We start from the raw sequence: 21772 nt of genomic DNA, 5'->3' as shown, positions 1-21772 counted from the left end.
ACATTTTGAAAACAACAGCTTATACGTCGCATTACATTCTTCCTAAAAATTTCGCTTATAACATCATTGGTTATATGTGCATGTGCTGTTAAAAATCCTTCTTTTCATTTTGAGTTCCTAAATGAAAATCAAACTAAAATTCTTATTGACTGGTTATCTCAAGCATAATTATGTCAAAACTCCATAACTAAAAAAAATAATAACTAAAACAAGAATCTAAACATGACAACGATGCACTGCCCTATTCTTTCATAACAAAGGCATTTCTGCGGCAACAGAAATGGTAAGACTTAAAGAACATTTATCACTAAAGAAAGCCCTCGTGAATTGAAAAGTCAATTTCTCGTATCGCTTTATTATTTAAAATCAAAAAATATGAACAAGCAATTACACGCCTTTTTGTGGCTTTTTGTATTCTTAATTTCGATCGGAATCAAAGCACAAAACACAAAACCCTTAATCAATTCGACGCTGAATGGTACCGTTGCAGATCAGGTAACCAATCAGCCAATTCCAGGAGTTACCGTTCAAATTAAAGGAACTACGCACGCAGCGGTAACCGATTTAGACGGAAAATTCTATTTTCAAACCGGACAAATATTCCCTTACACTTTAGTTGTAAGCTACGTGGGATATATCACTACAGAACATATCGCAACCAAAGACTTTGTACAGATTTCACTAAAAGAAGATGTAAAAGAATTAAATGAAATCGTAATCATCGGATACGGAAGCACTTCTAAAAAGGACTATACAGGAGCAGCCGAAACAGTCGCTCAAATGTCATTAAAAGCAACTCAAAAAACACTCGAAAGTTCGCTGCAAGGTTCTGTAGCGGGAGTTAATGTAACTCAGACTTCAGGTCAGCCGGGCGCAGGAATGAGCATTCGTATTCGTGGCGGAAGTTCGATTCAAGGCGGAAATGAACCTTTATACGTAATTGATGGTTTCCCGTTATACAACTCAGAAGTTACTTCTGGTGTTTTGAGCGGTACGCCAACCAATCCGCTTTCTACTATAAATCCATCAGACATTGAATCGATTACGGTTTTAAAAGATGCTGCTTCTACAGCAATTTATGGTTCTAGAGGAGCAAACGGAGTCGTTATTATTACCACCAAAAAAGGTTCAAACACAGCAACCACCGTAAATTACGATTTTACAATTGGTCAGCAATCTGTTCGCAAAAAAGTAGATGTATTAGATGCTCAAGGTTTTTCTAGATTGAGAAATGCGGCTTTGTACGATTCCAATCCTGCTGGAGGAACAAATCAATATTTGACTGACGCGCAGATTGCCCAACTAGGAAAAGGAACTGATTGGCAAGATGCGGCTTTTCAAAAAGGTTTGACACAAAATCATCAGTTGAGTGTTTCGGGAGGAAATAATCAGACCAAATATGCGGTTTCTGGAAATTATTACAATCAGGAAGGAGTTATAAAAAATACAGGCTTTGAACGTTTTAGCGGACGCGTGAATTTAAATTCAAAAATAAGCAGTAAAGCAAGATTTGGTTTAAACTTGACTATTGCCGAAACGAAATCGAAAGTTGCTCCAACGGGTTTGATAACTTCTCTATTGGTTATGCCTCCAACGGCAACGATTTACGAACCAGATGGAAGTTACACACTAAGAAATCCGTTTGAGAATATTTTTGCCAATCCGATCGCGACTTTAAACGAGCGTCAAAATCAATCTATAACAGATCGTATTTTAGGAACAATTTATGGCGAATATGACATTTTGAAAAGCTTGGTTTTAAAAGTTTCTTTTGGAACCGATATGATTTTCAATAAAGAAAAAAGCTATTTGCCATCTAGTATTTACGAAGGTTCGATTAAAAATGGAGAAGGAAAAATTGGAACAGCAGATTCTAGAAGCTGGCTAAACGAAAATACACTGACGTACACAACTGTATTTGGCGAAAAACACCGTTTAAACGCTTTGGCGGGTTATACACAGCAAAGTTCTACAAGAGAATATGTTACATCTGGATCACAGCAATATGTAAATGATATTACGGGTTATTACAGTTTGCAAAGTGGAAATATTGCTTTAATGCCAACTTCTGGAGAAAGCACTTGGGCATTAAACTCTTATTTAACGAGGGTAAATTACAACTACGATTCGAAGTATTTTTTAACCGGAAGTTTGAGAGCCGATGGTTCTTCTCGTTTCGGAAAAGACAATAAATGGGGCTACTTCCCTTCTGTTGCGGCAGCGTGGCAAATTAGCTCAGAAAATTTCTTTGCTCCTGTAAAAGATGTCATTAACAGTTTGAAAATTAGAACTAGTTGGGGAGCTACTGGAAATCAGGAAATCGGAGAATATCAGTCTTTGTCTACTTTGACAAGTGTGAAATATCTTTTTGGCGATCAGATTTATACTGGTTTTACGCCTACGCGAATTGCAAACGACAATCTAGGCTGGGAATTAACCAATCAGTTTGATGCTGGAGTTGACGTTGGATTTTTTAATGATAAACTGAATTTAACGGTTGATGTATACCGCAAAACGACTAAAGATTTATTGCTAGATGTTCAGCTTCCATACACTACTGGATTTACTTCTTCTTTGCAGAATTTTGGTTCTGTACAAAATCAGGGAATTGAATTTGGTTTGAATGCTTCTCTTGGAAATACTGCTTTTTCTTGGACTTCAAACTTCAATATTGCATTCAACCAAAATAAAATTATAGCGCTAGGAAATGGTGCCGAATTTTACACTTTCGGAAATTATATTTTAAAAGTCGGTCAGTCTCTTGGAACTTTTTACGGAGCCGTTACAGACGGAATTCTGCAAACTGACGAAGACGCAACAAAAGGCGTTTATACTGGAAATGCAACTCCAAAAGCCGGTGATCGTTTGTATAAAGATATTAATGGAGATGGCGCTTTTACCACTGCGGCAGATAGAACAAGCATTGGCGACGCACAGCCAGACTTTGTTTTTGGTTTCTCGAATAACTTCACTTACCGAGGTTTTGAATTAGCAATTTTGGTAAATGGTTCTGTTGGAAATAAAATCCTTAACGGAAACTTACAAGCGCTAGAATTGTACAACGGACAGCAAAATGCCTCGACTTCAGCTTTAGATGCTTGGACACCAACAAATCCGAGTAATACAACGCCGAGAGCAAAATTAGATCCTGCACCAGTTTTCTCAAATCGATTTGTGGAAGACGGTTCATTCGTTCGTGTAAAAAACATCACGTTAAGCTATAATCTTCCGAAAAAAATATCTGAAAAATTAAGATTGACGGCAGTAAAATTCCGTGTCGTTGGAGAAAACTTATTGACATGGACAAAATACACAGGTTACGATCCCGAAGTTACCAACGGAACAACGATTTCTCCAGGAACAGATACTGGAATTTATCCAGCATCTAAAACAATTTCAGGCGGTTTAAGCGTAACATTCTAAAAGATTTATCATGAAAAAGACCCTTATATTCAGTTTCGCGGCGCTCGTTTTAATAAGCGCCTGCAATTCTCTAGACGAAGATCCAAAAGCTTTTATTTCGTCTACCAATTTTTATAAAACAACCGAAGATGCAGATGCAGCGGTTATTGCCATTCATAATGCGATCAACAGTTCTACGCATACTTTATACAATCGATTAATTCAGATTTCGACCGAAATGGCAACCGACGATTATGAAGCGGGACCAAGAGCTAGAAATGCGCATGTTAGAGCTTTATCTAACTTGACTCACGATGCATCCAACGATCGTATGATTGAGTTATGGAGACAAAGTTATGACGGAATTAATAGAGCCAATGTTGCGATTGATAATATTGGCAAAAACCCAAATCTGAACTCACAAAAAGACAAAGATCTGATTAATGAAGCGAAGTTTTTAAGAGCACTTTTGTATTTCAATTTGGTAAGATGGTTTGGCGATGTGCCGCTCGTTTTGCACGAAACTACCGTTTTATCGTCTGAAGTTATCAATGTAAGCAACACGCCAGAAGCAGAAGTTTACACCCAAATTGAAAACGATTTGATTGATGCAGAAGCCCTTCCTGTAGTGCAGCAAAATAAAGGCCGAGTTACCGCTGGAGCTGCAAAAAGTATTTTAGCGAAAGTGTATTTGACAGAAAAGAAATGGCAGAAAGCAGCCGAAAAAAGTAAAGAAATCATCGATAGTAAAGTTTATGATCTATTCGAAAATTATGCTGATGTTTTTAATGTAGCCACTAAAAACGGAAAAGAACATATTTTTTCTGCTCAGTTTAAAGGTTTAACCAACTGGAACGGAAATATGCTGGCTTCTACGGCTGCACCAACTTCTGTTCCTGGAATTGCTGGCGATCAAGCCGATGCTTTGCACAAAGAAGGTGGACTTTTTGAAGCTTTCGCTGAAACCGACAAAAGAAAGTACATCACTTTTGCTGTAGAATTTGTGAGCCCGACCGACGGAAAGACGTATAAAGTTACACCACATTTCAATAAATATTTTGATCCTGCAACGCCAACTTCGCCTGGGCAATCTTCTAAAAATACACCAATTATACGATTTGCAGAAGTGTTGCTGATTTACGCAGAAGCGCTAAACGAGCAAAACAACGGACCAACTCCAGAAGCTTATGCGGCGGTTGACCGCGTGAGAACAAGAGCAGGAATTCCGTTGTTAGCAGAAACTTCACCAGCATTAAGTCAGGATGATTTTAGAGAAGCAGTTTTTGAAGAAAGAAGAAAAGAATTGGTTTATGAATATCAGCGCTGGTTTGATTTGGCTAGAAGAGGTTCTGATTATTTTGTAGCAAAATTAAAAGCAGCAGGAAAAACCAATGCACAGCCCAAACACGTTCACTTTCCGATTCCACAAAGAGAATTGGATTTGAATCCGAATTTGAAGCAGGTTCCGGCTTGGAGGCAATAATTTTTTTGCCACAGATTACACGGATTAAATGGATTAAAAAATCTGTTAAATCTGCTAAATCTGCGAGAGCAAATTTAAACACATAGAAACATAGATCATAATCCTGCGTAGAGGCGTTTCACTTGTTTTTAATGCACATAGATTATAAAGATTAAATAGATAAAAAAATCTGCCAAATCTGCTAAATCTGCGAGCGAAAATTTAAACACATAGAAACATAGATCATAATGCTACTTAGGGGTGTTTCACTAAAGATTAAATAGATAAAAAATCTGCCAAATCTGCTAAATCTGCGAGAGCAAATTTAAACACATAGAGACATAGTTTATAATGCTGCGTAAAGGCGTTTGACTTGTTTGAATGCACATAGATTATAAGATTAAATAGATAAAAAAAATCTGCTAAATCTGCGAGAGAAAATTTAAACACATAGAAACATAGATTATAATGCTGCATAGAGGCGTTTGACTTGTTTGAATGTACATAGATTATAAGATTAAATAGATAAAAAAAATCTGCGAAATCTGCGAGAGAAAATTTAAACACATAGAAACATAGATCATAATGCTGCATAGAGGCATTTCACTAGTTTGAATGCACATAGCCCAATGATGAAAAATAAATCCAAATGAGATTTAGCTAACAGATCTATGTGTGGAGAAATGAATTTCTCTTTTGTATTCTTTTCAAAAGCAAAAAAATCTATGTCTCTATGTGTTTCAAAAATATTTTAACGAATTAAAAATATACAAACAGTAAATTATAAAATAAGATGAATAAAAAATTAAACATTTTATTCTCAGTCTTGCTGACGGGAATAATAGGTGCTGTTGAAATCGATGCCCAAAACGCATCTTCAAAACCAAACGTAATTTTAATCATGGTTGATGATATGGGTTATTCAGATTTAGGAAACTACGGATCTGAAATTAAGACTCCAAATCTAGACCGTCTAGCCAAAGAAGGAACACGTCTTCGTGAATTTTACAACAACTCGATTTGTGCGCCTACAAGAGCTTCTTTATTAACGGGACAATATCAGCACAAAGCGGGTGTGGGTTATTTTGATGTCAATTTAGGTTTGCCGGCTTATCAAGGTTATCTAAACAAAGAATCTCTAACTCTAGGAGAAGTTTTCCGTTCGGGAGGTTATAGCACTTTAATGTCTGGAAAATGGCACGTTGGATCGGAAGATCAAGCGCAATGGCCGAATCAAAGGGGTTTTGATAAATTTTACGGAATCTTAAAAGGTGCAGCAAATTATTTTGATACCAAACCGCTTCCTTTCGGAAAAACGGCTTATCCTGTAAAAATGATTCGCAACAATGAAGAATTACATCCAAAAGATGACTCATATTACTTTACAGATGAAATCGGAAACAATGCGGTTACTTTCTTAGAAGAACAAAACAAAGAAAACAAGCCTTTCTTCTTGTATTTGGCTTTTACGGCGCCACACTGGCCATTGCAGGCAAAACAAGTTGACATTGCCAAATACAGAGGCAAATTTGATGAAGGCTGGGATGTTTTAAGAGAAAAAAGAATTAAAAAATTAAGAGAAAACGGGATTTTACTTCCCAACCAAACCATTGCTCCACGCGATCCAGAAGTTCCAGAATGGGACAAATTAACGTATGACGAAAAACAATTTTGGAAAGCTAAAATGGAAGTTTATGCTGCAATGGTAGACAATATGGATCAAAACGTGGGTAAAATTTTAGACAAATTAAAAGCATTGAAAAAAGACAAAAACACGCTGATTGTCTTCATTGCTGACAATGGAGCTCAAGGCGGATTTAATACTTACAATCCGTTAAAAAGAGGTTTAGTTCGTAACGATGGACCAATTGGTTCTTCTGGATCTTTTGATTATCAGGAACAAAACTGGGCGTATTTATCGAATACTCCGTTACAGGATTATAAAAACAATATGCACGAAGGCGGATTCAGTTCTCCGTTTATCGCTTGGTATCCTTCAAAAATTAAAGCAGGAAGAATCGATAAAGGAACAGGACACATCATTGACCTTGCTCCTACTTTTTACGAATTGGCTGGAATTGAATATCCAAAAACGCTCAACGGCGTAAACTCTAACCCGTTGGCAGGAAAAAGTCTATTGCCAGTTTTATTTGACAACGCTTCTGAAGTAAATCGAGGCGCTCCAATATTCTGGGAAAGAGCTGGAAATAGAGCTGTGAGAGAAGGAAAATGGAAATTGGTTTCGATCTACCCTTCTTACCAATGGGAACTTTACGATCTTGAAGCAGACCGTGGTGAAACAACAAATGTGGCTGCTCAGAACGCAGGAATTGTAAACGATCTTTCGGCTAAATATTTTGACTGGGCAGATAAAACAGGAGTTGTAGAATACAGCAAATTCAAACAAAGAAACGAGCTGATTCCTGGAGCTGCTGCTAAAAAATAATTGCTTTTTTTGATATTTTAGCAATTATGAAAAAAGCGGTTACCGAATAAGTAACCGCTTTTAAAAAAAATGGTGTCTACAAAAAAAAGCAGCAATTGAATTTGCTGCTTTTTCTATTTTAAATCTCAAAAGAGAACTTCTTAGTTTTTAAATTCATTCAAAGATTTCTCGATAATCTCCAAACATTCGTGAATTTGTTCTTCGGTCATTACCAAAGGCGGTGCGAATCTAATTTTGTTTCCGTGTGTTGGTTTTGCTAATAATCCGTTGTCTCTAAATTTCAAGCAAATTTCCCAAGCCAAATCTGAGTCTTCTCCACTATTAATCACAATTGCATTTAATAAACCTTTACCACGAACTAAAGTGATTAAGTCATTTCTTTCTGCAATTTCGTTTAATCCTTTTCTTAAAATAATTCCTAAACGTTCCGCATTTTCTGCCAGTTTTTCATCTTTTACCACTTCTAAAGCAGCAATCGCAACAGCCGCCGCAACTGGGTTTCCTCCAAAAGTAGAGCCATGCTGTCCTGGTTTAATAACGTTCATGATTTCGTTATTACATAAAACAGCAGAAACTGGATAAACTCCGCCAGAAATTGCTTTTCCTAAAATTAAAACATCTGGCTGCACATTTTCGTGATGAACAGCTAACAATTTGCCTGTTCTTGCAATTCCAGTCTGAACCTCATCTGCAATAAAAAGTACATTATGCTTTTCGCAAAGGGCTTTCGCTTTCGCTAAATAACCTTCAGAAGGCACATAAACTCCAGCTTCACCTTGAATTGGCTCAACCAAAAATCCAGCAATATTTTTTGATGAATTTAAAGCGTTTTCTAGCGCTTCCAAATTATCATATTCAATTTTAATAAATCCGTCAGTAAACGGTCCGAAGTTTTTACGTGCTGTTTCATCATTTGAAAATGAGATAATTGTCGTCGTTCTTCCGTGAAAATTATTCTCGCACACAATGATCTGCGCTTGGTTTTCTGGAATTCCTTTTACTTCATAAGCCCATTTTCTAGAAATCTTTAAAGCTGTTTCAACCGCTTCTGCTCCCGTATTCATTGGAAGCACTTTATCGAAACCAAAATATTTCGTTACGTATTCTTCGTAGTTTCCTAATTTATCATTGTAAAAAGCACGAGAAGTCAAAGTCAGTTTTTGCGCTTGTTCCACCATTGCATTCACAATTTTGGGGTGGCAATGTCCTTGATTCACTGCAGAATAAGCAGATAAAAAATCGTAATATTTCTTTCCGTCAACATCCCAAACATATACGCCTTCTCCACGTTCTAAAACTACAGGTAGCGGATGATAATTATGAGCTCCATATTTGTTTTCTTTTTCAATCAAAACTTCAGATTTTGACGAAAGTGTTTTGTCTGTACTTATCATAATATGCTTTTTATTTCTGCAAAAATATCAAAATTAAATTAAAAACAGGTTTTAAATTCAAATTTTGACTTATAAATAACAAATTACAAGTCAAAACATATATTTTTAAACTACAAAAAAGTAAATTTCCTTTAACAGAAATATTCTTTATCTGAATGTTTAAAAAAATAATTACTTTTATGAATCACAAAAACGCAATTTTAAACGATTTTTTACTGCATGGAATTATTAGACGAATTTGATATTAGCATTATTAAAGAACTGGAAAAAGACGGAAGAATGGCTTTTTCTGCAATCGCTGCTAATTTAAAAATATCAAATACAATGGTGCATCAGCGTATTAACAGAATGATTGAACAAGGTGTAATTGGCGGAATCAAACCGATTATTCAAGAAAAAAAAATAGGCTACGATTGGGCTTCTTTCACAGGAATTACGCTAAACAAAGATTCAGATTCTGATCGTATTATTGAAGCGCTTAAAGAAATTCCAGAAATAACAGAATGTTATTATGTAACAGGTTCTTTTACGCTTTACATTAAAATTATTGCCAAAAATCACGAACATATGCGCCGAATTCTTTACGAAAAAATCGACGGAATTCCAGGCATTGCCAAAACCGATTCTATTGTAGAACTGGGTTGCGCTTTTAAGCGAAATATATCGTTATAAAGAAGAAAAACAGTCTTTTAAAATATTCGTTACAAACCTCACAAGAATTTAGTTGTGAGGTTTTTTTGTAACATAATATTTCTGATATTTGTTAAAAATTAAAGAATTCATGAAAAACTCTATAATCATTTTATTCAGTGCAATCTTATTTTCTAATCTTATGAATGCGCAATTAAAACCCGTAAAATATAGCGAAGGAAGCCAGCAGTTAAATGGCTTATTTATAAAATCTACTAAAAAAAGCACCAATAACCCTGGAATCTTATTGTTGCCAGCCTGGCTCGGAATTGACAATGCCTCAAAAGGAATCGCAGAAGAATTATCTAAACTAGGTTATCACGTCTTTATCGCTGATATCTATGGCGAAGGAAACTATCCTAAAAATACAGGCGAAGCGGGAAAACAAGCTGGGTTTTACAAACAAAATTATGAAGCTTATCAAAAAAGAATTGATATTGCTTTACATGAACTTATAAAGCTAGGAGCCAATGCCGATAATATTGTTGCTATAGGCTATTGTTTTGGCGGAACTGGAGTTTTAGAAGCTGCCAGAGGCGATTTAAAACTTAAAGGTGTCGCTTCATTTCACGGCGGTTTAGGAAAAGATGCCAGCAGAAAAACAGAAATCATTAATACAAAAGTTTTAATCTGTCATGGCGCTGACGATCCGTTTGTTTCTAAAGACGAAATTGCATCCTTTCAACAAGAAATGCATGATTCTAAAGCGGACTGGCAAATGATTTATTATGCCAATTCCGTACACTCTTTTACAAATCCAGAAGCAGGAAACGATAATTCTAAAGGCGCTGCCTACAATCCAGTCGCAGCTAAAAGATCGTTTGATCATTTACAGCTCTTTTTAAATGAAGTCCTGAAAAAATAAACCAAAAACTGCCTAGAAAACAAACCAAAAAACCAATGTCACACAGTAAAATTAGAGAAGATAAAACCTGCTTGAACTGCAGGCACGTTGTTGAGCAAAAATTTTGTCCTAACTGCGGACAAGAAAACAGCGATTCTAGAAAGACTTTTCATCATTTATTTGTTCATTTTTTTGAAGATTTAACGCATTATGAAAATGCATTTTGGAAAACCATCAAAAACTTACTTTTTAAGCCTTCAACCTTAACTAAAGAATATCTCTCTGGAAAGCGTTTGTCTTATTTGGCACCAGTTCGTCTTTATATCTTTATCAGTTTTATCACTTTTCTTTTAATTGCTTTATTTCCAAACAATTTAACTGATGAGCTAACAAAAAACGAGAAAGAAATTACATCCAGTTTTGAAAAAGAAGCCGCAAAAGAAAAGAAAAACTGGAAAGAAAAATCATATTTGAAATCGAAAGTAGTAGACAAGTCCTATTTTCAATTAAAACCAATGAAAGAAATTGATTCAATTCAGAAATATGGAAAGGAAAGCGAAAAGCTAAATGCAACATCCTATTGGTTCTATGAAAAAGCCGTTCATGTAACTGAAAAATATACAAAAAAAGAAATCATCATAAAATTCATAGAATCTTTCTTTCATAATCTACCCAAAATTCTATTTATTATTATGCCCTTTTTTGCCTTTTTCTTGTGGCTTTTTCATAACAAAAAAAGATGGTATTATTTTGATCATGGCATTTTTACGCTTCATTATTTTTCGTTCTTGCTTCTTATTTTTCTCATTATGTTTATAATTGACAGAATTATTGGTCTTGCTGGAAAAGGTAGTCCGCTGTTATATATATCTGCAATTACCAACTTTGTAGGAACAATTTGGATGTGCTACTACTTTTATCCTGCCCATCATCGTTTTTATGGCGAATCTAGAATAGTATCGTTTGTTAAAAGCGTATTGCTTTTTATAATAAACTCACTTTTTATTCTATTTTTACTCACCGTTTACGTTCTTTACACATTTATTAATTTACACTAACTATCTAGAATGAAAAAATTACTCATTTTATTTTTAATCGTTACTGCGTACTCTTGCAAAACTACGCAGTCAACAGCATCCAAAGACAATTCGGATCCTTCAAAATACATTAAGGCTATTAGCGAAAAAGATCTTAAAAAAATGCTTTACACTATTGCTTCTGACGAAATGGAAGGCCGCGAAACGGGTTCTAAAGGACAGAAAAAAGCGGGTCTTTACATGATCGAGCAATACAAAAAAAATGGCATCTCTTTTCCTAAAGGAGCTCCAGATTATTATCAGCATGTGCCTGCCGCTTTTTTGAACGCAAAACGTAACGAAAATCTTCCTGATTCTGAAAATATCTGGGCTTATATTGAAGGTTCTGAAAAACCAGATGAAGTACTTGTAATTTCTGCACATTATGATCACATTGGAATTAAAAACGGCGAAATCTATAATGGTGCTGATGATGATGGTTCTGGAACTGTTGCACTTATTGAAATGGCTAAAGCTTTTGCTAAAGCGAAAAAACAAGGGCACGGACCAAAACGTTCAATTCTATTTCTTCATGTAACTGGTGAAGAACACGGTTTACACGGATCTCGTTTCTATTCTGAAAATCCGTTATTCCCTATTGCAAATACAATTGCCGATATTAACATTGACATGATCGGACGTCGCGATGTAGTGCATTCTAATACAAACAATTATGTGTATGTAATTGGTGCAGATAGACTTTCGTCTGATTTACACAATGCTGTTGTAGATCAAAATGAGAAATACATCAAAATGGACTTAGATTACAAATTTAACGACCCTAAAGATCCAAACCATTTCTACGAGCGTTCTGATCACTATAACTTTGCAAAACATGGCATTCCATCTGTTTTCTTCTTTAACGGAGTTCACGAAGATTACCACGGAAAAGACGATATTCCAGAAAAAATTGAATACGACGCCCTAACCAAAAGAACTAAACTTGCTTTTGTTGTAGCTTGGGATTTGGCTAATAGAGAAAATAGACCGGTAGTTGATAAAAAATAAGGTTCTGAGGTACAAAGGTGCAAAGGTGTTTTTGTAACTGTATAAAAAAAGGATGAATTCAGAAATTTCTGAACTCATCCTTTTCTTATTTTTATTAAAACTCTGCATGAAGTTAAGAAACCTTTGCGCCTTTGCACCTCAGTCCCTTAGCACCTTCCCCTAGTCATTCATCGAAATCAAAAACTCTTCGTTGTTTTTGGTTTTCTTGAAACGGTCGTTTACAAAATCCATTGATTCTACTGGGTTCATATCTGATAGATATTTACGCATGATCCACATTCTTTGTAATGTTTTTTCGTCTAATAATAAATCGTCTCGACGTGTACTAGACGATGTAAGATCGATTGCAGGGAAAATACGTTTATTGGCTATCTTACGGTCTAATTGTAATTCCATGTTACCAGTTCCTTTAAATTCTTCGAAGATAACTTCGTCCATTTTAGAACCTGTTTCTGTTAATGCAGTTGCGATAATACTTAAAGATCCACCGTTTTCTACATTTCTAGCCGCTCCAAAGAAACGTTTTGGTTTTTGCAATGCATTGGCATCAACACCACCACTTAACACTTTTCCAGAAGCTGGTTGAACCGTATTATAAGCTCTTGCCAAACGTGTAATCGAATCTAATAAAATCACTACATCGTGACCGCATTCTACTAAACGTTTTGCTTTTTCTAATACAATGTTGGCAATTTTTACGTGCTCTTGCGGCTCTCTGTCGAAAGTTGAAGCGATAACTTCACCGCGAACACTTCTTTGCATATCTGTAACTTCCTCTGGACGCTCGTCAATAAGAAGAACAATCAAATAAACTTCAGGATGGTTGGCTGCAATTGCGTTTGCAATATCTTTAAGAAGCATTGTTTTACCCGTTTTAGGCTGTGCAACGATCATACCACGCTGTCCTTTTCCTATTGGTGAAAACAAATCAATAATTCTTGTTGAAATAGAACTGCCTTTTTCGGCTAGTTTAAATTTTTCTGAAGGAAAAACGGGTGTCAAGTGTTCGAAAGAAACTCTATCTCGAACGACTTGCGGATCGTGTCCGTTAATTTTTAATACACGAACTAAAGGAAAAAACTTCTCACCTTCTTTTGGCGGGCGAACCACTCCTTTTACAGTATCTCCGGTTTTTAAACCAAACAATCTGATTTGTGAAGTTGATAAATAAATATCATCTGGAGAAGCTAAATAATTATAATCTGATGAACGTAAAAATCCGTAACCGTCTGGCATCATTTCTAAAACGCCTTCACTTTCAATAATTCCGTCAAATTCAAAATCTGAATCTCTAAAGTTATTATTGTTCTTTTTATTCTTGTGGTTAGGATTTTGATTATTGTGATTTCCGTTACCATTGCCATTCCCGTTCTGATTTTGGTTCTGATTCGGGTTTTGATTTTGGTTCTGGTTTTTATTCTGATTCGGATTGATCTTTTTAGCAGGAGCTATTGGTGGAGTTTTTTCAGCTGTTTCGGCTGTTGGTTCAGAAACAATTGATTCTGATGGAGCTAATTCTGCAACTTCTTCAGGAGCTACTTCCTTTACTATTTCTTTCTCCTTTTTCAGCGCTACTTTCTTCTCGTATGCCTGTTTATTAAATTTTACAGCTTTAGATTCTCTTTTTGCTGCTGTTTTATTTTCCTGTACTGCTTCTGCTTCAGTTGCCGTTTCTGCAATTGGCTGAACTGTTTCAGCAGTATCGTTATTTTGAACAGTTTCCTCTACTTTATCAAATTCTAAAACAGGAGTATTTTTTGTATTTGCTGCTTTTGGTTTTGCTGGTGCAATTCTAGCGCGTTTTGGTTTTTCTTCTTTAGCTTCAGAAACTGCTGTTGTTTGTGGAGCTTCAGCTGGTGCATTAGATGCTTCTTGGTGTGCTAAAATCTGACTAATTAAAGTCTCTTTTTTTACACCAGTAATCTTTATTGTTTTAGCTAACTTAGCTATTTCTTGAAGCTCAGCAAGCTTCATTTCTTTTAATGCAGAAATATCAAACATGAATGTTCTATGAATTTAATTATTTTAAGGAATACTGTAAAAAGAATAGGTAGATAATTAATTTGAATTGACCGCAGTATGAAGTGCTTACGGTATTATGATGCAATAATACGAATAAAATTTTATCATACAATAGTATTTTAAAAAAAGAAAATATATTTTTGTAAAACATTTTTAGACCATGATACAAAGAATTCAAACTGTATATATTTTTTTGGCTTTTGCTGTAACAGGCATTTTAATGCTTTTTGTTCCGCTTTGGACAACTAGTGCAGGCAAGCCTTTCTTTTTTATGCAGGATCAGCTTTATACTGTTTTATTAGGTTTAACAACCATGCTTAGTATTATTAGTATAATTTCATTTAAAAAGAGACAAAATCAGTTTGTTTTAAACAGACTGAACATCATATTAAATTTAATTTTATTAGGATTATTTGTATATCGATCACTAAATTTATCTGGAGGGACTGAGGTCTCTGAGAAAGGTATTGGGATGTTCATGCCGATTGTTGCTATCGTGTTATTAGTTTTAGCTAATAAGGCCATCAAAAAGGACGAAGATCTTGTAAAATCTGTTGATCGTTTGAGGTAAACCTATAAACTTAGTTTATTTTGTGCGAAGAAAAACCCGAATCTATATTCGGGTTTTTTTTATACCTTATTGTATTACAAATCAAACTTAAAGAGTACAATAAACATTTGATTTACGTCGTAAATTTGTATTTTCAAATTCAAATAATCATGACACCAAAAATAAGGATTCATCTTGCAGATGATCATCAGGTATTAATTGATGGTCTTTCAAACTTGCTGCAAACCGTTTCAAACTTTGAAGTGGCCGGAACTTCTTTGGATGGCACTACTGTTTATGATGATGTTATAAAAGACAAGGCCGACGTTTTAATTTTAGACATCAGCATGCCGAAAAAAGACGGCATTGAAACGCTGAAAGAATTTAATGAAACACAATTACCTTGCAAAGTCATTATTTTATCCAGCTATGATGATCTAAAAATTATTAAAGAGGTAATGAAGTTAGGCGCAAAAGGTTATTTGACTAAAAATTGTGCTGGCGAAAACATTATTGAAGCTGTCGAAGCCGTTTATCAAGGTCAGGAATATTTTAGCGATGCTGTTAGAGAAAAAATTTTCAACACTTTCAAAGACAATCCAAAACTCAATCCGAATGTTATTATAGAAAATCCGATTTTGAGTCCGCGTGAGCTTGAAATCATTATTTTGATCGCTTTAGAATACAGCGGAAAAGAAATTAGCGAAAAACTTTTTATCAGTTCGCACACTGTCGAAACTCATCGCAAAAACATAATGAAGAAACTCAATATTAAAAGTACAATTGGTTTGGTAAAATATGCTTTAAAAAACAATTTGATTAATCCTTAAAAAATTATTTTAATGTTTGGTTTCAATTTTTTTATCTCCTTACTGTTATTTTTTGCCGTTAATGGCACTAGCATAGCGCAGCTAAATGATACCGCAAACATAAAAACGCAGAATACGCAAATTTACAGTACAGCCACACCAAATAATAGTAGTAAATCTGAACAGCTTCAAAATAAAAAAATTGTTAGTTTAACTATTTTACTTACTGTTATTGTTTTTCTTCTATTTTACTTTTTATACCAAAACAATAAACTAAAGCAAAAAATAAAACGCAAGGATACCAAGCAAAAAATCCTTCTCAACATTATTAATTCGGGCATTGATTCTCAAGAAGTAGAACGAAAAAAAATCGCTTCTTTTCTGCACGACAACATCAATTCGCTATTATCTTCAGCTGGCTTACATTTGAATACTTTTACAGCACAGCATGACATAAAATCGGACGAAATACAGAAAGCAAAAACCATCCTATCTGAAGCACATGAACTTTTGCGAGACATGTCTCACGATCTTGTTCCGTCACTTTTGGTTCGTTTTGGATTAATTTACGCTTTAGAAGATTTATGTGAAAAAAACTCCAACTCGGCAATTGAATTTGTTTTTTCAAGCTCTATTCAGACAAGCAAAAGGTATACTGAAAAATTCGAAATGAAAATCTATTTTATTGTAAGCGAATTATTCAGCAATATCACCAAACATAGCAAAGCTAAGAAGGCAAAACTTTCTTTGACTGAAAAAGACAATCTGCTAATACTACGCATTTACGATGACGGAATTGGTTTTAAAACTCAAAAACTAAACGATGTAGAAGGTTTTGGGTTAAACAGAATTAGAGCGCGAATTAAAAAATATAAAGGGAATATATCTATTATATCTAAAGAAAATCAGGGCACAAAAATAAAAATTCAGATTCCGTTGCCACATTAATTATTTTGCTCCTATTTCGACAATTTCTAAATCTTTGATTTTATCATTGTCAATTACAAATCGAAGCATCGTTCTTACCTTGTGAAAACCGCTTTTTCCCGCTGCGCCTGGATTCATGTGCAATAGATTGTTCTTTTTATCAAACATGACTTTCAAAATATGCGAATGTCCGCAGATAAACAGCTTTGGCGGATTTAGAGCCAACTCTTCCCTAACATTCGTATTGTATTTTCCTGGATAACCTCCGATATGTGTAATCCAAACTGAAACATTTTCGCATGAAAAACGATTGTTTAACGGAAATTCTAATCTTGCTTTTGCATCATCGATATTACCGTAAACTGCCCTTAAGGGTTTTAGCTTTTTAATTGTATCAGTAACCGTTAAATCTCCAATATCTCCCGCATGCCAGACTTCATCTGCCTGAGCAACATATTTTAAAATAGTATCGTCTATATGGCTGTGAGTATCGGAAAGCAGTAGGATTTTTTTCATTTTTTTTAGAGAGACAAAGGTTCAAAGTGGCAAAGGTACAAAGTTTTTTTTCTGCCACGAAGATGCAAAGTCACGAAGATTTTTATTGTAGAGACGCACCGCAGTGCGTCTAACATTAGATTAGAAAATGATGGATATCACCAAAAATCCAATCTGGCGTGAGACGCACTGCAGTGCGCCTCTACAATCCAAAACACAAAAAACCTTTGTTACTTTGTTACTTTGAACCTTTGCCACTTAAAGAAAAACCTTAGAACCTTAGCACCTCAGAATCTTAGCATCTTTAAAAAAACCTTTGTACCTTTGTCACTTTGAACCTTTGAACCTCAATTGTGAGATATTTTATTCAATTTGCTTATAACGGAACACCTTATCATGGCTGGCAAATACAGCCAAACGCTTCTTCAGTTCAGGAAACTTTAAATAAGGCTTTTTCGGTTTTATTAAATGAAACTATCAGCATTATGGGGGCTGGCAGAACAGATACTGGCGTTCATGCTACCGAAATGTTTGGCCATTTTGATACAGAAAAAAACTTAGATATTCCGGTTTTAATTCATAAACTAAATTCGTATTTACCGAAAGATATTGCCATTTTTGATATTATTCTGGTTCATGATGAAGCACATTGCCGATTTGACGCAAAAAAAAGAACGTATGAATATCATATTAATATCGTTAAAAATCCGTTTTTACAGGAATTGAGCTGGTATGTTACGCAGAAATTAGATGTTAGCTTAATGAACGAAGCTGCTCAATTGTTATTGAAACATACCGATTTTCAGTGTTTTTCAAAAGTTCATACTGATGTCAACACGTTCGATTGCACGATTTTTGAGGCTTACTGGAAACAAGATAATGGAAAACTGATTTTTACCATTTCGGCAAATCGGTTTTTACGAAATATGGTTCGCGCTATTGTTGGTACTTTGATTAATATCGGTTTAAAGAAAATTTCTTTAGTAGATTTTGAAGATATCATTGCCAGCAAAAGCAGAGAAAAAGCAGGATTTTCGGTTCCGGCACATGGTTTATATTTAACCAAAATAGAGTACGATTACATAAATAGCCCTGATTGAAGTGAAAAGCTTTTTTGAAAAAAATATAGTTTTTGTGTTTTGATAAAGCGACCAACGGAAGCTCTTAGCAAAACAGTACAAAAACATATTTTTGAAAAAAACTTGTAACGGAAAGCAGGAAACAGCTCCTAAAAATAAATGAAAGCAAAAGCATTCGATACTGGATTATTCAAACGAATATTAAAATATACGCGCCCTTATAAATGGCGTTATTATGGCGTAATCCTATTTGCCATTTCGCTGTCTATTTTTGCCGCTCTTCGTCCTTATTTACTAAAAGAAACGGTAGATGGTTACATTAAGACTCATGATAAAATGGGTTTACTGATGTACATAATTTTAATGGGAGTAGTTTTGCTGATGGAGGTTTTTTCTCAGTTTTACTTTGTTTACTGGGCAAACTGGCTTGGTCAGGATATTGTAAAAGATATTAGAACGAAACTTTTTAAGCACATTTTGAGTTTCAGAATGAAATATTTTGATCTCGTTCCAGTTGGTCAATTGGTGACACGTGCTGTTTCGGATATTGAATCGATTGCTAGAATTTTCAGTCAAGGTTTGTTTATGATTATAAGCGATTTGATGAAAATGGTTGTGGTCTTGATTTTTATGTTTTACATGAACTGGAAACTGACTTGGATTGTCATAGTTGCAATGCCGATTCTGGTTTATATTACCAGAATTTTTCAGCGTAAAATGCAGGTCGCTTTTGAAGAAGTAAGAACGCAGATTGCCAACATGAACTCGTTTGTACAAGAACGTGTTACGGGAATGAAAATCGTACAGCTTTTTAACCGAGAAAAAATTGAAGCCGAAAACTTTAAAGAAATCAATAACAAACACAGAGTCGCTTGGATTAAGACGATTTTGTACAACTCGATCTTCTTCCCAATTGCCGATATTATTTCGTCTATTACTTTAGGATTGGTTGTCGTTTATGGTGGGTTCCGAATATTAAACGGCGATCATTTTACGACTTTTGGAGATTTATTTTCATACACGATGTTTATCGGAATGCTGTTTAATCCGTTGAGACAAATTGCAGATAAATTTAACGAGATGCAATTAGGAATGATTGCTGCCAATCGTGTTTTTGACATTATCGACACGCAAGATCACATTCAAGATACCGGAACAATTGAGGCTCCCGTTTTTAACGGAAAAATTGATTTCAAAGACGTTCGTTTCAGCTATATTCCAGAAGAAGAAGTTATTAAGGGAATCGATTTATCGGTTTCGGCTGGACAGACTGTTGCTATTGTGGGTTCTACAGGTGCTGGAAAATCTACTATTATTAATTTACTGAATCGTTTTTACGAAATTAATAGTGGGACAATCTGCATTGACGGTGAAAATATCGAAAACTACACTTTGGCTTCGTTAAGAAAACAAATTGCTGTCGTTTTGCAGGATGTATTTTTGTTTGCCGACACGATTTATAATAATATCACTTTGCACAATCCAGAAATAACAAGAGACAAAGTAATTGATGCGGCGAAGAAAATTGGTGTTCATGATTTTATTATGAATCTGCCAGATAATTATGATTTTGATGTAAAAGAGCGCGGTGTTATGCTTTCGTCTGGACAGCGCCAATTGATCGCTTTTTTACGATCATATGTTAGTAATCCAAGTATTTTGATTTTGGACGAAGCGACTTCTTCTATCGATACGTATTCTGAAGAAATGATTCAGCGTGCGACAGAAACGATTACAAAAGGAAGAACTTCGATTATTATTGCGCACAGATTAGCAACAATTGTAAATGCAGATCAAATTGTGGTGATGGATAAGGGATTGATTGTTGAACAAGGAACGCATCAGGAATTATTGCAAAAAACTGATGGGTACTATAAAAATTTATATGACTCGCAATTTGCCGTAGCAAATTAAGTCATGACGATACTTTTTGAAATTTAGAATAAAAAATATTACTTCTCGACGCGCGTTCTTAATATACGTTATTGTTTCGATTCTGATTACCGTTTTATCTGTTTATATTTTAAGTAATCTGATTACTGATCTAACCGAAAAAGCGAATGAAGATGCATCGCTGCGTACTTTGGTTAAAAAACAGGAATTCATGTCTCAGGAATTTTCAAAATTTCTGGAGCAGGAAAAAAAGATAGCGCATGTTCTAAAAATAAGCAACTCTAATAATCTTGATAATAATCTGCAACTTATGTCTCAGTTGCAAGACAACAGCAGATTGGTCGAGAATACTTGGTTTCAGATTAATGAAAATCCTATTCAGTACGGAAGCAAAACAATTTCTAGCGCGACCAAAAATGATATAAAAACTTTTTTGCAGCAAAATAAAAAAGCACAACATATAAGTACTGTTGTTCGTCATGGAAAAGAATTGGTTTGGCGCATTTACTTCAAACTAATTTCAGATGACAATACTGTTGTCAAATATGGTTACGACATTAATTTAGGATTACTGCATACTTATTTTTCTAAAACAGACAAAACGGCTTCTAACTATGCTTTTGTTTTTGACAAAAAAGGAACTTGTGTCTACCATCCAGAAGTTGCTTTTATTGGAAAAAACATCTTTAAAATTTCTTCGTTCAATCCTTCTGACACTATTTTTAGCGAAAAAGAAGATTTTGTAAAAAGAGTTACAATGTCTGAGTTTTTGAAACTGGATGTTATACGTTATACTCAAAAACTAGATGTTAAAAATTCGAACTGGTTTATCTGCGTTAATTTTCCGAAAATCTTTGTAGACGAAAACGTCGCGGTTATTAAAAAGTATTCAACTTTAACGTATTCGATTACGACTATAATGTTGTTATTGATTTTCTATCTTTTCTCATACGCTAATAGACGCGCATACCGAGAAAAAGGAATTGTGATACAAGAGAAAAACAAACTCTTAGTCGAAAACGAAAAAATCATCAAAGAGAAAGCACTAATCCAGCTGCAACAATTAAAAGAACAAATTAACCCGCACTTTTTGTTTAATTCGCTCAACTCGCTTTATATGCTTATCGGAAGCGATATTAAAGTGGCGCAGAAATTTACATTGAATTTATCTCGCATTTATCGTTATTTAATTGATCCACCAGAAAAGAACATTGTTCCTTTGAAGGACGAACTTTTATTTATCGAAAAATACATCTTTTTACAGCAGACTCGTTTTAAAGACGAACTATTCTTTTCTATAGAAATCGAAAACGAAACTGCTTTAAACAAACACATCCCCTATCTATCTTTTCAGATTGCGGTAGAAAATGCTATTAAGCATAATACTGCCACTCAGGAAAGTCCCTTAACTACAAAAATCCTGATTCAAGAAAACCAGGTAATCATCAGCAACAATCTTCAGAAGAAATTGGCTGCAGAACCGAGTACTAAATTTGGGTTAAACTACCTAAAGAGTATTTACAACTATTATTCGAAAAACGATTTTAAGACATCAGAAAAAGATGGCTATTTTGTTTGTATTCTTCCATTAATAAACATTCACTCCTAAAAAAAAGCCACTCACTCCTTTTTGTTTTTTTCCTTAACTAAAATAAAATAGTTTCGGATCGAAAAT

Annotated in this window: 16 protein-coding genes; 13 read left to right on the top strand and 3 right to left on the bottom strand. The window is 34.7% G+C overall.

What is annotated here, in order from left to right:
* Positions 1 to 375: 375 nt before the first annotated feature.
* The 3 genes from EG814_RS07180 (at position 376) to EG814_RS07170 (ending at position 7310) form a co-directional block, all read left to right on the top strand.
* Positions 376 to 3423, top strand: coding sequence for a SusC/RagA family TonB-linked outer membrane protein (locus EG814_RS07180; protein WP_125720362.1), 3048 nt, complete (start codon positions 376 to 378; stop codon positions 3421 to 3423).
* A gap of 10 nt (positions 3424 to 3433) precedes the next feature.
* The gene (locus EG814_RS07175; protein WP_125720360.1) at positions 3434 to 4885 is read left to right on the top strand and encodes a RagB/SusD family nutrient uptake outer membrane protein; all 1452 of its coding nucleotides are present in this window, start codon (positions 3434 to 3436) and stop codon (positions 4883 to 4885) included.
* Positions 4886 to 5657: 772 nt separating this feature from the next.
* A complete protein-coding gene (locus tag EG814_RS07170) occupies positions 5658 to 7310 on the top strand; it encodes an arylsulfatase (protein ID WP_125720358.1) in 1653 nt (550 codons plus the stop codon).
* A 140-nt stretch (positions 7311 to 7450) separates the two neighbouring features.
* Here EG814_RS07170 and rocD read toward each other — a convergent pair whose 3' ends face one another.
* A complete protein-coding gene (rocD, locus tag EG814_RS07165) occupies positions 7451 to 8704 on the bottom strand; it encodes an ornithine--oxo-acid transaminase (RefSeq protein ID WP_164515285.1) in 1254 nt (417 codons plus the stop codon).
* A gap of 219 nt (positions 8705 to 8923) precedes the next feature.
* Here rocD and EG814_RS07160 point away from each other — a divergent pair, with 219 nt between their 5' ends.
* The 4 genes from EG814_RS07160 (at position 8924) to EG814_RS07145 (ending at position 12322) form a co-directional block, all read left to right on the top strand.
* Positions 8924 to 9376: an Lrp/AsnC family transcriptional regulator gene (locus EG814_RS07160; protein WP_057116602.1), complete on the top strand. Its 453-nt coding sequence runs from the start codon at positions 8924 to 8926 to the stop codon at positions 9374 to 9376.
* Between the two features lie 109 nt (positions 9377 to 9485).
* Positions 9486 to 10259, top strand: coding sequence for a dienelactone hydrolase family protein (locus tag EG814_RS07155; protein WP_125720356.1), 774 nt, complete (start codon positions 9486 to 9488; stop codon positions 10257 to 10259).
* 35 nt (positions 10260 to 10294) lie between these two features.
* On the top strand, positions 10295 to 11296 hold the full coding sequence (locus EG814_RS07150; RefSeq protein WP_125720354.1) for a DUF3667 domain-containing protein: 1002 nt from the start codon (positions 10295 to 10297) through the stop codon (positions 11294 to 11296).
* Positions 11297 to 11305: 9 nt separating this feature from the next.
* Positions 11306 to 12322 (top strand): M28 family peptidase, encoded by a 1017-nt coding sequence (locus tag EG814_RS07145; protein WP_125720352.1) that lies wholly within the window; start codon positions 11306 to 11308, stop codon positions 12320 to 12322.
* A gap of 159 nt (positions 12323 to 12481) precedes the next feature.
* Here EG814_RS07145 and rho read toward each other — a convergent pair whose 3' ends face one another.
* Complete coding sequence (gene rho / locus EG814_RS07140; RefSeq protein WP_125720350.1) at positions 12482 to 14323, bottom strand: transcription termination factor Rho; 1842 nt, start codon at positions 14321 to 14323, stop codon at positions 12482 to 12484.
* 181 nt (positions 14324 to 14504) lie between these two features.
* Between rho and EG814_RS07135 the strand changes: the two genes are divergently transcribed.
* From EG814_RS07135 to EG814_RS07125, 3 genes are all read left to right on the top strand, one after another.
* On the top strand, positions 14505 to 14915 hold the full coding sequence (locus EG814_RS07135) for a DUF4293 domain-containing protein (RefSeq protein ID WP_125720348.1): 411 nt from the start codon (positions 14505 to 14507) through the stop codon (positions 14913 to 14915).
* Between the two features lie 149 nt (positions 14916 to 15064).
* A complete protein-coding gene (locus EG814_RS07130; RefSeq protein ID WP_125720346.1) occupies positions 15065 to 15724 on the top strand; it encodes a response regulator transcription factor in 660 nt (219 codons plus the stop codon).
* Between the two features lie 12 nt (positions 15725 to 15736).
* Positions 15737 to 16651: a sensor histidine kinase gene (locus EG814_RS07125; protein ID WP_125720344.1), complete on the top strand. Its 915-nt coding sequence runs from the start codon at positions 15737 to 15739 to the stop codon at positions 16649 to 16651.
* Here the strand turns inward: EG814_RS07125 and EG814_RS07120 are convergent, their stop codons facing one another.
* Positions 16652 to 17146 carry a metallophosphoesterase family protein gene (locus EG814_RS07120; protein WP_125720342.1) on the bottom strand — a complete coding sequence of 165 codons (495 nt, stop codon included), beginning with the start codon at positions 17144 to 17146 and terminating at the stop codon, positions 16652 to 16654.
* Between the two features lie 332 nt (positions 17147 to 17478).
* Here EG814_RS07120 and truA point away from each other — a divergent pair, with 332 nt between their 5' ends.
* The 3 genes from truA (at position 17479) to EG814_RS07105 (ending at position 21706) form a co-directional block, all read left to right on the top strand.
* A complete protein-coding gene (gene truA, locus EG814_RS07115) occupies positions 17479 to 18225 on the top strand; it encodes a tRNA pseudouridine(38-40) synthase TruA (protein ID WP_125720340.1) in 747 nt (248 codons plus the stop codon).
* A 138-nt stretch (positions 18226 to 18363) separates the two neighbouring features.
* Entirely contained in the window at positions 18364 to 20118 is a 1755-nt protein-coding gene (locus tag EG814_RS07110; RefSeq protein WP_125720339.1) for an ABC transporter ATP-binding protein, read from the top strand.
* Positions 20119 to 20134: 16 nt separating this feature from the next.
* Positions 20135 to 21706, top strand: coding sequence for a histidine kinase (locus EG814_RS07105; protein ID WP_125720337.1), 1572 nt, complete (start codon positions 20135 to 20137; stop codon positions 21704 to 21706).
* Positions 21707 to 21772 lie beyond the last annotated feature (66 nt).

Source organism: Flavobacterium ustbae (genome assembly GCF_003946915.1).
Classification (GTDB): domain Bacteria; phylum Bacteroidota; class Bacteroidia; order Flavobacteriales; family Flavobacteriaceae; genus Flavobacterium; species Flavobacterium ustbae.
The sequence above is the reverse complement of the archived record's forward strand: the minus strand, read 5'-3'. Positions and strand labels throughout refer to the sequence as shown.

Bases quoted from the DNA above. Each gene is read 5' to 3' on its own strand.
- EG814_RS07180 (WP_125720362.1), top strand. From the start codon at position 376: ATGAACAAGCAATTACACGCCTTTTTGTGGCTTTTTGTATTCTTAATT.
- EG814_RS07175 (WP_125720360.1), top strand. From the start codon at position 3,434: ATGAAAAAGACCCTTATATTCAGTTTCGCGGCGCTCGTTTTAATAAGC.
- EG814_RS07170 (WP_125720358.1), top strand. From the start codon at position 5,658: ATGAATAAAAAATTAAACATTTTATTCTCAGTCTTGCTGACGGGAATA.
- rocD (WP_164515285.1), bottom strand. From the start codon at position 8,704: ATGATAAGTACAGACAAAACACTTTCGTCAAAATCTGAAGTTTTGATT.
- EG814_RS07160 (WP_057116602.1), top strand. From the start codon at position 8,924: ATGGAATTATTAGACGAATTTGATATTAGCATTATTAAAGAACTGGAA.
- EG814_RS07155 (WP_125720356.1), top strand. From the start codon at position 9,486: ATGAAAAACTCTATAATCATTTTATTCAGTGCAATCTTATTTTCTAAT.
- EG814_RS07150 (WP_125720354.1), top strand. From the start codon at position 10,295: ATGTCACACAGTAAAATTAGAGAAGATAAAACCTGCTTGAACTGCAGG.
- EG814_RS07145 (WP_125720352.1), top strand. From the start codon at position 11,306: ATGAAAAAATTACTCATTTTATTTTTAATCGTTACTGCGTACTCTTGC.
- rho (WP_125720350.1), bottom strand. From the start codon at position 14,323: ATGTTTGATATTTCTGCATTAAAAGAAATGAAGCTTGCTGAGCTTCAA.
- EG814_RS07135 (WP_125720348.1), top strand. From the start codon at position 14,505: ATGATACAAAGAATTCAAACTGTATATATTTTTTTGGCTTTTGCTGTA.
- EG814_RS07130 (WP_125720346.1), top strand. From the start codon at position 15,065: ATGACACCAAAAATAAGGATTCATCTTGCAGATGATCATCAGGTATTA.
- EG814_RS07125 (WP_125720344.1), top strand. From the start codon at position 15,737: ATGTTTGGTTTCAATTTTTTTATCTCCTTACTGTTATTTTTTGCCGTT.
- EG814_RS07120 (WP_125720342.1), bottom strand. From the start codon at position 17,146: ATGAAAAAAATCCTACTGCTTTCCGATACTCACAGCCATATAGACGAT.
- EG814_RS07110 (WP_125720339.1), top strand. From the start codon at position 18,364: ATGAAAGCAAAAGCATTCGATACTGGATTATTCAAACGAATATTAAAA.